8 protein-coding genes and 1 pseudogene are annotated in these 11,706 nt (G+C 70.2%); 6 read left to right on the plus strand and 3 right to left on the minus strand.

Going from position 1 to position 11,706, the window contains the following annotated elements; all coding sequences use genetic code 11:
• Positions 1-193: 193 nt before the first annotated feature.
• Positions 194-1,123, minus strand: a complete 930-nt coding sequence (locus RV983_RS01955) for a hypothetical protein (protein ID WP_475983997.1) — start codon at positions 1,121-1,123, stop codon at positions 194-196.
• Positions 1,124-1,334: 211 nt separating this feature from the next.
• Here RV983_RS01955 and RV983_RS01960 point away from each other — a divergent pair, with 211 nt between their 5' ends.
• The 6 genes from RV983_RS01960 (at position 1,335) to RV983_RS01985 (ending at position 9,928) form a co-directional block, all read left to right on the plus strand.
• The gene (locus RV983_RS01960) at positions 1,335-2,348 is read left to right on the plus strand and encodes a D-cysteine desulfhydrase family protein (protein ID WP_475983998.1); all 1,014 of its coding nucleotides are present in this window, start codon (positions 1,335-1,337) and stop codon (positions 2,346-2,348) included.
• A 346-nt stretch (positions 2,349-2,694) separates the two neighbouring features.
• On the plus strand, positions 2,695-3,108 hold the full coding sequence (locus tag RV983_RS01965) for a hypothetical protein (protein ID WP_475983999.1): 414 nt from the start codon (positions 2,695-2,697) through the stop codon (positions 3,106-3,108).
• A gap of 801 nt (positions 3,109-3,909) precedes the next feature.
• Positions 3,910-4,632: a dienelactone hydrolase family protein gene (locus RV983_RS01970; protein WP_475984000.1), complete on the plus strand. Its 723-nt coding sequence runs from the start codon at positions 3,910-3,912 to the stop codon at positions 4,630-4,632.
• 502 nt (positions 4,633-5,134) lie between these two features.
• Entirely contained in the window at positions 5,135-6,688 is a 1,554-nt protein-coding gene (locus tag RV983_RS01975) for a peptidoglycan-binding protein (protein ID WP_475984001.1), read from the plus strand.
• Positions 6,689-7,423: 735 nt separating this feature from the next.
• Positions 7,424-8,542, plus strand: a complete 1,119-nt coding sequence (locus RV983_RS01980; RefSeq protein WP_475984002.1) for an IS630 family transposase — start codon at positions 7,424-7,426, stop codon at positions 8,540-8,542.
• A 183-nt stretch (positions 8,543-8,725) separates the two neighbouring features.
• On the plus strand, positions 8,726-9,928 hold the full coding sequence (locus tag RV983_RS01985) for a PP2C family protein-serine/threonine phosphatase (protein ID WP_475984003.1): 1,203 nt from the start codon (positions 8,726-8,728) through the stop codon (positions 9,926-9,928).
• A gap of 501 nt (positions 9,929-10,429) precedes the next feature.
• Here the strand turns inward: RV983_RS01985 and RV983_RS01990 are convergent.
• Together RV983_RS01990 and RV983_RS01995 are read right to left on the minus strand one after the other, a co-directional pair.
• A pseudogene (locus RV983_RS01990) lies at positions 10,430-10,843 on the minus strand (helix-turn-helix domain-containing protein); the annotation flags it as partial.
• Positions 10,806-11,216 carry a hypothetical protein gene (locus RV983_RS01995; RefSeq protein WP_475984004.1) on the minus strand — a complete coding sequence of 137 codons (411 nt, stop codon included), beginning with the start codon at positions 11,214-11,216 and terminating at the stop codon, positions 10,806-10,808. The pseudogene RV983_RS01990 and the gene RV983_RS01995, both read right to left, overlap by 38 nt.
• Between the last annotated feature and the right edge of the window lie 490 nt (positions 11,217-11,706).

An 11,706-nucleotide genomic window follows, 5' to 3' on the forward strand; every position in this document is an offset into this window, starting at 1 on the left:
GCGGCTGCGGCTGCGGCTGCGGCTGCGGCTGCGGCTGCGGCGAACGGGCTCGGTCCAGGTACCGGCGGCATGCTCGGAGCCCCTCGCGCAGGCGGCAGCACGAGGGCCGTGCGATTCCATGGGCCCGGCCGGACCTCGGCCCGGCCCATGGAAGCCGGCCGGGGGCACGACCCGCCCCCGGTCCAGGGACGACCTACGGTGTGATGCGCAGGGCGTCCACCATCCCCACCGAGGTGCTGCGGTTGACGATGCGGAGGGTGTGCGTCCCCTGGGTCAGTCCGCTGCGTTGCCAGACGGTCTGCTGCACCTGCCGCGCGCCGGAGACCCGCAGGTCCACCGTCGCCTGGAAGGCGCCGTCGAGGTAGACGTCGACCGTCCCCATGTCACCGTTGCGTTCGGAGAGGCAGGCGATTCCCGTACCGGTGAAGGTGTACTGGGCCACGGCGTTCACCGTCGTGCTGTGGTGGGTGTCGTCGTTGTAGTCGCCGTACCCTCGCCCGCTGGTCGCGTACCAGTTGCTGTCGTAGGTCAACTGGGTGTTGTTGACCATGGGGTTGGGGGTCCGGGCCAGGCCCAGTGTGGAGGTGGTGCCGCTGAGGGCCTTCTCCCCCTGGTTCGCGGATCCGGTGAGCCGCACGGGGGTGTAGGAGGACAGCGGCTTGGCGGTGCGCTCCACCACGTAGACCCTTCCGGCCACCGTGGGGAGGTCGAACTCGGCGGCGCTCGTGGTGAGGACGGTCGTCCCGCCCGAGACGTCGCGTACCCGCAGCTGCTGGCTCCCCCAAGGGTTCACGATCCGCGTCGTGTTGCCGTACAGACTCTTGACGCCGATGTACTTCACCTCCCCGGCCTCGCGCTCGGAACTGACCGTGAAGCCGCCCTTGGCCAGCAGAGTGAATCGTCCCGCGAACGAGGAGTCGCTCGGCGCCGCGGGGAAGACCCGGATCTTGTCGTTGTAGGACTGGAGCAGCGACTCGTTGAGGGCGGCGAGGTGCACCCCGAGGTATTCGAAGACGCCGTTGGTGTTGTCGGTCATGCCGTTGGGATAGGTCTGGTACTTGCGGAGCATCGTCTTCATGCCCTGGTAGGCCTGGTCGCCGAGCCCCAGCCGGGCGGCCTGCACCGAGTCGTTGGCCCAGACGTTGCCGTACGGGAAGGGACGGGCGTTGCCGTGTGACCACAGCGGTCACACCGGCGCCCGAGCGGCTCCCACCGCCACAACGGAACGGGACAGGGCCCAGAGCGCCCGGCGACTCGGTGCGCGATGGCACTATGGCGGGGAGCTGATCACAACGGCGGTCCTACGCAAGGGCCGCGAGAGGACGGGGACGGCGATGAGCCCGGAAAGTCGGCCTGCGCGGCGGTGCGTCCTCGGGGCGTGGCCCACTCCACTGGAGCCGATGCCGCGGCTCGCAGCCGCACTCGGCCTGGGCACTGACGACCTGTGGGTGAAACGGGACGACCTCACCGGGCTGGGCGGCGGTGGGAACAAGGTGCGCAAACTCGAGTGGACCTGCGGTGAAGCACTCGCCCAGGGCGCCGACGTCCTGGTCACCACGGGGGCGCCGCAGAGCAACCACGCGCGCCTGACCGCTGCCGCGGGGGCGCGGCTGGGACTCGACGTCGTCCTGGTGCTGGCCGGTGCACCCGGCTCCCCGGCGTCCGGCAACCTCGCGCTCGACAGCCTGTTCGGCGCCACGGTCGTGTGGGCCGGCGAGGTCGACGACCGGGAACTGGCCTCCGTCGCCGAGGACGTGGTCGGACATCTGCGACGCAGGGGCGCCGTGCCGTCGTTGATCCCCTTCGGGGGTTCGAGTGTTTCCGGTGCCCGAGGATATGAGGAGTGCGGACGGGAACTGCTCGTCCAAGCACCCGATCTGGCGACGGTCGTCGTCGCGGTCGGCTCCGGAGGCACGATGGCGGGCCTTGTCGGTGCGCTGGGTGCGGCACGCGTGATGGGAGTCCATTGCGGAGCCGTCCCCGACCCCGCACGTGCGGTGGCCGACCTGGCAGCCGGCCCGTCCAGCGGGGACCGTACGGACGAGACGCTGCGGCTCAGGCTCGACCAGGTCGGAGAGGGCTACGCGGCCCTGACCGAGGCGACCTTGGCGGCCCTCACCGTGACCGCCCGCACGGAGGGCATCGTGCTGGACCCGATCTACACAGGGCGTGCCATGGCCGGGCTCTTCGCGGCGATCGAGGAGGGCGAGGTGCGCGCCGGGCAGCGCACGATCTTCCTGCACTCGGGAGGAATGGCCGGCCTCTTCGGTCACGGGGCGACGCTCGCGAAGCTGGCGGAGACACTGGCGGTCTCGACGCCGCAGACCGCACGGCCCTCGACGCGGTAGCCCGGCTCCCCCGCGGTACCGAGGCCCGGCGCGGGCGCTCGACGGGCCCGGTGGGCATCGTGACCGGTGCGACGGACACCACTCGGCCGGTCTGTCAGGCTCACCCGGCATGACAAGGCACTGCCCGTTTGTTGAGGTCCTCGAAGGGCTCACACGACATCCCGTGGGAGACCCCGTCCACCGGACCGACACAACGGGAGACACCATGCCTGTCTGCGGGGAATGCAAGCACCCCGTATACGCCCATGCCAACGCGGCACAGGGCGGGACCGCCACCCCCTCGCGCCCTGGCTGCCACGACAGCTGCGGCACCTGCCGAGGTCAGGAACTCTCGCGGTCAGCAGACGTGTTCGAGACGGTCCTGACGGCTCCCACCCACGCACGGATGGTCCTGCTCACGCCGCACGGCGTCTCCACAGTCGAGTGCACCGTGGAGCCTTCGGTCGGTCTGCGATGCACCGCGGACGAAGGCACCGCCGCCCTGGCCCTGGGCTCGTGGCTGTTCACGACGGATCACGCCAGGTACGACGAGCTGCAGATCCCGCTGCTGCAGTTCGCCTGCAACCCCGGTCAGGAGTCCTTCACGGCCGACGAGATCCTGGCCCTCCACGCCCTTCTTGCCGAACAGCAGGAGACCGCACGATGGAACGACGACCTGGCCGTCCTGCTGGCCAGGCTCAGCGCCACCGGGGCGGCGCTGCGCCACACCGCCGACCGGGCATCGATGGGCGCGGCGCCCGATGCGCCGACCCCGCCATAGGGGCCTGACCCGGTGGGGAAGGCGAAAGCGACGCGGGACGGTTGGGCGGCGAACTGACTGGCAGTCAGACATCCACGGCCGGGACCGCACGGGATCTCCCTGTATCGCGGGCTCACGGCCGCCGGCCGACACCGTTCGGTGGGCCACCGACCCGGCGGCGGTGGCAGGCCCCCACCGAGGACCGCGCCATCGAGTACGTGGACCATCTCCACGAGCCCACCCGTGCGGTGTAGTGGCCGTGCCGGATGACGACCGGGGTCCCGCGTACCGGCGCCACGCGCCGGCTGTCGCACTGGCAAGGGGGCAGGGCCGCCCACGGCGGACCTGCCCCCGGTGCTGTTCGGCGCGTTTTCCGTTGAGTGTCCCGGGCGCTGGTGCGCACTTCGCGGCTCCGACCCAGGCACGCATTCCTCCCAGGCCCGAAGGCCCAAGCCTCCTGGGAGAAAACAGGTGATCGCGTGTGCCGAGGCGGTCCGGATACGAAGCCGCCTTTCCCGGAGACGTCTGTCGCCGACGGGTGCGCCCGCCCCACCGACTCCTGATGAAATCGAAGATCGCGGTCCGGGCGGCAGCACAGGTGTGTGGGGATCTCACCTACACGGCAGCAGCCGGTCACAGAGCCTCCGCGACAACCGGTTGGCGGACCACGGCGACCGTTGCTAACCTCTCGGAAGCCGTGCGAGAGAACGAGGAGGTGGTACCCGTGAACGCAGTATCGACATGGGTGCTCTCCTCCGGGGTCACGGTCGGGCGATAGGTCGTCCGGGAGCGCCGTTCAGAGCCCTCCCGAAAGGCACGACCGTGCACTTCACTTCCGAACAGCGCCTCGACGACGGTGTCCTCGAGCGCGAATTCACCCTCGGCGAGATCCCCGGCACCCTGTGGACGTCTGGATCCGCGCCGGCCCCGCTGGTCCTGATGGCCCACAACAACGGCCTGCCCAAGGCGGATCCCCGGCTGGTGGCCCGGGCCCGGTACACCGCGACCCGCGGCTACGCGGTGGCCACCATCGACGCCGCCGGGTGCGGTGACCGTCCCCGTTCCGCCGGCGACGAGCAGGCCCGTGCCGACCTCCGGCGGGCGATGCAGGCCGGCGAGCCGGTCGACGAGATCTTCGAGTCCTTCATCGGCCCCCTGGTCGAAAACGCGGTCCCGGAATGGCGGACCACCTTGGACGCCCTCCTTGAGCTGCCCGGGATCGAAGGCCCGGTCGGGTACTCCGGGGGGTGGACCGCCCTCGGCATCCGGCTGGCGGTGGCCGAGCCCCGCATCGCGGCCGCGGGCTTCTTCGCCGGGGGGTACGTACCCCGCGCGCAGCGCGAGGAGGCCCGGCAGGTCACCATTCCGCTGCTGTTCCTGCTGCAGTGGGACGACGAAGGGAACCCGCGGCAGGGGGCCTTGGACCTGTTCGAGGCCTTCGGCAGCAAGGAGAAGACGCTGCACGCCAATCTGGGAGGGCACACCGGCACCCCTCGGTTCGAGCTGGAGGACGGCTGCCGGTTCTTGGACCGACACCTGAAGTGAGGCCGAGCCGTCCGGCGGACGTCGGACGGCTCCGGCCAGGATGCCGTCATCGAGGACAGGTCCCGGCCCTCCTCGATGACGGTGGCCGGCAGCGGCTCAACCGCCCCGATCGCGCCGGTCCCGGCCATCGCCGGTACCGGGCCGGTCGGGGCGGCGCCCGGCCGCCGGGACCTCCATCAGTCGCGCCCGTGCCGTGAGGCGCTCGCTCGGCTGGACGCGGCTCGGCCCGCACGTCTCCCCGCCGGCGCGCCGGGAAGGCCGCGACCGGCCCGTCCGATGGCAGAAGGCCGAGCCCACCTCCCGGACACGGCGGCGGAATCCGGCCAGTTGTTCGCAACGGATTGCCCGCTCGGGCGGCAGCTGTCAGCGTCGTGCGCGGCCGCCCGGCGGCCACTCGACCCGGTCGCTCGTCAGATGATCCGTCGAAGGAGACCCCACCGTCATGAGAAACGCCTTACCCCTCCCTGCCCCGGGTGCCAGACCCGGTTGGCGCGCCAGGATCGTGAGTCTCGCGGCGATAGCGGCGATGCTCACCACGGTCACCCTGATCGGCGCCGGCCCGGCGATGGCCGCGCCCGCTCCCCTCAAGCTCACCTCGTCGTCCTGCCCGGCTGACATCGTTCAGGGCCAGGTGAGCGGCTGCGTCACCGAGCTGCAGAACCTGCTCAACGCGCACGGCGCGGGTCTCCTGGTGGACGGTGAGTTCGGGGCGAACACGCTCTACGCCGTACGGGAGTTCCAGGCCGCCACCGCGATCGCCGTGGACGGCCGGGTGGGGCCTCAGACGAAGAGCAAGCTGTACGCGACCGGGGGCACGGCGCCCGCACCGGTGAATCTCACGTCCTCGTCGTGCCCGGCGAACATCGTCCAGGGCGCCAAGAGCGGCTGCGTCACCGAACTCCAGCGGCTGCTGCGCCACTTCGGTTACGCGGTGAGCGTGGACGGCGAGTTCGGGCCGGAGACGTACAGCGCGGTCCGCGGTTTCCAGTCCTCGCACGGCCTGTCGGTCGACGGCGAGGTCGGCACGAACACCAAGCGGGAGCTGTACGACACCGACGAGGCGCCGTCGACGGGCCTGGACCTGCGGTCCTCGTCGTGCCCGGCGAACATCGTGGAGGGCCAGACCGGCGGCTGCGTCGCCACCCTGCAAGCACTGCTCAACGGCAAGGGCCAGCACCTGGACGTGGACGGTGAGTTCGGTCCCGCGACCCTGGCCGCCGTGAGGTCGTTCCAGTCCTCGCACGGCCTGTCGGTCGACGGCGAGGTCGGCACGAACACCAAGAACGCCCTGTACTCCAACATCGGCGGTGGCGGCGGCAACGGCGCCCCCGCGCCGGTCAACCTGAACTCCGGCTCGTGCCCCACCGACATCGTGCAGGGCCAGCGCAGCGGCTGCGTCACCGAACTGCAGAGCCTCCTCAACCACCACGGCGCCGATCTCGCCGTCGACGGCGACTTCGGGCCGATGACCGACAGCGCGGTCCGGGACTTCCAGGCCGAGAAGGGGCTCTCGGTCGACGGAAGGGTGGGCCCGAACACCAAGGCCGCCCTGTACGGCGCGGTCACCCCGCCCTCGTCGCCGCCGCCCGGCGGCGGGTACGCCAAGCTCCTCGATGTCGCCGCCGACGAGGTCGGCACGGTCGAGGGCAGCGCCCGGGCGAACAGCTACGGCGCGGCCGTAGGCCTGTCCCTGTCCACGAACAACTACGCCTGGTGCGCGACGTTCGTGAGCTGGGTGGCCAAGCAGACGGGTGCCACCTCCTACCGCAACAGCTACGTCTCGGGCTGGGTGAAGCAGGCACGCGCCGGCAACTACCACCTGTCGGTGACGACCAATCCGCAGCCCGGCGACATCGTGGCCTTCGACTGGAACGGCGGAAGCAACTTCAACGACGGCCAGGAGCACATCGGCATCGTGCGCACGGTGAGCGGCGGTTCCTCCTTCACCACCGTCGAGGGCAACACCGGGAACCCCAACGGCGGCAAGGACGGCGTCTACATCAAGAACCGCGGCACGAACCTGGGTTACGACGTGGTGTTCATCCGCGTCCGCTGACCGGAAGGGCCGTTCCGCCGTAACGGCCGCCGAGCGGCTGATGCGCCGTGCTCGCGTGGTCGCGCCGCCGCCGGCATGGCTGCCGGAGGCCGAGCCTTCCGGTGACCCGTCAGCGAATTGCGGGGCTGTACGGATGTCTCACCGAGCGGGCAGACCTCCTCCGGCGTGGAGGGGGTCTGCCCGCTCCGGCGCTGGAACGTGCGGCCGAAGCGGGACACCACTGCGGCGCTGGACGCGTGCAGGGCAATGACCACCCCGAAGCGGTCCCGATCCGCCGGACCGGCGCCCCGGCCCGCCGTGCGGTCCGACCGGACCCCGCGTCGCAGGTCCGTGGAGTGGTAGCCTCCATTTAGTATGAAACACTGACTTTCATGTATTTGTACTACCTGAAACGGTCCACTCAGGAAGCGTGAGAGGACGATGACGTATGAGGTGCACAGGCCGCACAAGCTCCCAGGCAACCGGTCGCCAGGCGAGTGAACCGCTCGTCCGCATAGACGCCGCCTTCAAGGCGGACGCGGCCAACCGCTACGAGGCGCTGCGACGGCAGGGTCCCATACACCGGGCAAAGCTGTACCCGGGGCTGTACGGCTGGCTGATCGTCGACTACGACCTAGTGCGTTGTCCACGAACGTTGCTGGGGTGCTGAGGACCCGCCGGTCGGTGCTCGCGGTGCTGGGGTTGTAGGCGTCATCCTCGTTATCGGCGGGATCGCTGTTGAGGGCGAGGGCGAAGATGACAGAGCCGGTCAGGGCACGGCGATTGACCGATGAGGAAGGGCAGAGGCTGCTGCGGATTGTCCGACGGGGCCGCCACGAGTCGGTGCGGGTCCGCCGGGCACTGATCATCATGGCGTCGGCGTCGGGCACCACGGCGACGGCGATCGCCAGGCTGGTCGCCGCGCACGAGGACACCGTCCGGGACGTGATCCACGCCTTCAACGAGAAGGGTCTGGCCGCGCTGGACCCTCAGTGGGCGGGAGGCCGTCCCCGCCTGATCAGCGATGACGACCGTGAGTTCATCATCGCGACGGCCAAAACCCGCCCGATCACACTGGGGCGCCCGTTCACGCACTGGAGCTTTCGCAAGCTCACCGACTACATGGCCCGCAACCGGGACCGCCGGGTGCACATAGGCCGCGAACGGCTGCGGCAGATCCTGCACCAGTACGGGATCTCCTTCCAGCGCACCCGCACCTGGAAGGAGTCCAAGGACCCGGAAAAGGACATCAAACTCGACCGCATCGAGCACGTGACCAGCCGCTTCCCGGACCGGTGCTTCGCTTTCGATCAGTTCGGCCCGCTGTCGATCCGGCCCTGTCACGGCACCTGCTGGGCACCGGGGAAGAAGCCGGGCCGGTTGCCAGCCACCTACCACCGCACTCACGGGATCCGGTACTTCCACGGCTGCTATTCCCTCGGCGACGACCGGCTGTGGGGTGTGACCCGCCGCCGCAAGGGCGGCGACCACAGCCTGGCGGCGCTGAAGACGATCCGTGCGGCCCGGCCCGACGGCGCCCCCATCTACGTGATCATGGACAACCTCTCGGCGAACAAGACCCCCGCGATTCGGGCCTGGGCGAAGAAGCACAAGGTCGAGCTTTGCCTCACGCCGACGAGCGCATCGTGGGCCAACCCGATCGAGGCCCAGTTCGGACCCTTACGCAACTTCGTCATGGGCGGCTCCGACCACCCCAACCACACCGTGCTCGCCCGCAGACTCCAGGACTACCTGAGGTGGCGCAACGCCAACGCCCGCCACCCCGACGTACTCGCCGCCCAACGCCGCGAACGAGCCAAGATCCGTAGCGAGCGCCAACAACGCTGGGGCCGCCCACGACCCAAAGCCGCCTAACCAACCCCGGCAACGTTCGTGGTCAACGCACTAGTCCGGTCCGCGTCGCGGCAGGCGACCCCTGATCGCGCCGACGGGCGTCCGTCCCGGCCGGCGCCGACGGGCGGCCACGGCAGCCGGACAGCATACTGAGGTGAGGGGCCCCACCAGCGCGTCCGACAGTAGGCCTGTCCGGGAAACACCATGGGAGAACCGGGGATCGACTACCACGCCATCTTCGAGGCGTCACCCAGCGCGACGCTCGTGCTCTCTCCTGAGTTCGTCATCATGGACGCCAACCCGGCCTACCAGAAACTCGTGGGCCGCGCCCTTGAAGAAATCACCGGCATAAACCTCTTCGACGCGTTCCCGCAGGAAAACGCGTCCGAACCGGCCGTCCTCCAGGCGTCCCTGCACCGGGTGCTGGAGAACCGCGCCCAGGACGTCGCGGGCTTCGTCCGCCACGACATCGAGGAGCCCGACCGCCCGGGCGTCTTCACCGAGCGCTACTGGAGCCTCGTCAACTCCCCCGTCCTGGACTCCGACGGACGGGTCGCGCTGGTCGTCCACCGGCTCGAGGAGATCACCGACCTCGTCCTCGCCAGCGGCCCCGACGTCGACCACCGGCACCGCCAGATGCAACTGGAGCTGTACGCGCGGTCCCGTGAGCTGCAGCGCGTGAACGAGCGGCTGCGCGAGGCCAACGCCCGCGAACGACAGGTGGCTCTGGCCCTGCAGGAGGCGATGCTGCCCGCCCCGCAGCCCCTGGCACACCACGAGGCGGCGGTCCGCTACCGCCCTGCGGTCAATACGCTCAACGTGTGCGGGGACTGGTACGACGTCGCCCAACTGCCCAGCCACGAGTATGCGGTGGCTGTGGGTGACGTCGTCGGGCACGGCCTGGGCGCGGCAGGTGTGATGGGTCAACTGCGCAGCGCCCTGAGCGCGGCGATCCGCGTCGTGGACGGCCCGGCGACGGCTCTCGACGCGCTCGACCTGTACGCCCGCTCGATCGAGGGGGCGCTGTCGACCACGGCGGTGCAGACCGTCGTCGACCCGGACCGTCGCCGTATCACCTACAGCAGCGCCGGCCATCCGCCCCCGGCCCTGGCCGATCCCGACGGCACCGTGCGTTTCCTGGACGGCGCCACCGACCCCCCCTTGGCCGCCACCCCCGACCACACTGCGCGCCCCCAGACCACCGCCGGCTACAGCGTGGGCGCCACGCTCGTCCTGTACACCGATGGCCTGGTCGAACGCCGTGGGGAGGACATCGACCGGGGTCTGCGGCGCCTCGCCGACCGGCTCGCCGAGCACCGCTCGCTGGACGCCGAGGACCTGGCCGACAGCCTGATGGGCCTCGGGCTGGCCACGGACGACATGGCCTTGGAAGTCGTCCGGCTGTGACCCGCAGGCCGTACCCGCCGTCCGCCGACGGGCGTGGGCGTTCCGCTCCCCCGCACCTCGGGTGACCGCTGTCACACCGGCGGGTGCTGCCCGGTCAGCAAGTGGACGGCTCAACTTCTTCTCGCGGCCCTTCCGGGCACGCCTGATGTGTGAGGAGGCGCTCCATGCTGCACGTCGCCAGGGCCGGGTCAGCGCCCGGTCGGCCGGCCGGCCGGCCGGGGAGACTGTGGGCCCCGTTGGTCTTACCAGCCGCCAGGCCGACATCGTCGATTGATCGTCGACTCCGTGGCCCGGCGTGGGTATCCGCCGTCGATGCGGGAGACCGGCCAGGCAGGGCCGGATCGACAGCGGGCCGAACTGATCGAAAGCGAAGCACCGGTCCGGGAAGCGGCTGGTCACGTGCTCGATGCGGTCGAGTTTGATGTCCTTTTCCGGGTCCTTGGACTCCTTCCAGGTGCGGGTGCGCTGGAAGGAGATCCCGTACTGGTGCAGGATCTGCCGCAGCCGTTCGCGGCCTATGTGCACCCGGCGGTCCCGGTTGCGGGCCATGTAGTCGGTGAGCTTGCGAAAGCTCCAGTGCGTGAACGGGCGCCCCAGTGTGATCGGGCGGGTTTTGGCCGTCGCGATGATGAACTCACGGTCGTCATCGCTGATCAGGCGGGGACGGCCTCCCGCCCACTGAGGGTCCAGCGCGGCCAGACCCTTCTCGTTGAAGGCGTGGATCACGTCCCGGACGGTGTCCTCGTGCGCGGCGACCAGCCTGGCGATCGCCGTCGCCGTGGTGCCCGACGCCGACGCCATGATGATCAGTGCCCGGCGGACCCGCACCGACTCGTGGCGGCCCCGTCGGACAATCCGCAGCAGCCTCTGCCCTTCCTCATCGGTCAATCGCCGTGCCCTGACCGGCTCTGTCATCTTCGCCCTCGCCCTCAACAGCGATCCCGCCGATAACGAGGATGACGCCTACAACCCCAGCACCGCGAGCACCGACCGGCGGGTCCTCAGCACCCCAGCAACGTTCGTGGACAACGCAATCCCCGGCCGGCACCGCCCCGACTTCCGGCTCTGGAGCAGCAACGCACTCAATCCCAGCGCCGACGACCACCGTGACTCCGTGGCCGACCTGCACCGCCTGATGGGTCGGCTCATCGGCGAAAAGCGGGCACACCCGCAGGACGACCTGATCTCGGCGCTGGTCGCCGCCCGCGACGAGGACGACGGACGCCTGACCGACGAGGAACTCGTCGGCACCTGCCTGCTCCTGGTCATTCGCGGGCCACGACACCACGGTCCACCTCCTGGGCAACGCACTCCTCGCGCTCCTGCGGCACCCGGCGCAGATGAGACTGCTCGGCGGGACTCCCGACCTCGTACCGGGAGCCGTGGAGGAGTCCTGCGCTACGACAGCTCCGTCGAGTTGGGATCCCACCGCTATGCCGCCCGTGACCTCGAGCTGGGAGGCGCCTTCATCCCCCGGGGAAGCGTCGTAGGCGTCGCGCTGTGGTGCACGAACCGCGACGCACCCATGAGCGCGGGCGAGGACCCCGCCGTCCTCGACGTGTCACGTCCTGACGCCCGGCACCTGGCCTTCGGCCACGGCATTCACCACCGCCTGGGCGCCCCCTTGGCCCGGCTCGGCCACAGGCCTCGAGGTGCTGCTGAGGCGCATCACCGATCTCGAGGCGACAGTCCCTCTCGACGAGATCGGCTTGATCCCTTCCGGCATGATCCGCGGCCCGCTCAGACTGCCGGTTCACTACGGGCCCGTCCTTCCACGT

The organism is Streptomyces sp. RLA123, assembly GCF_056270165.1.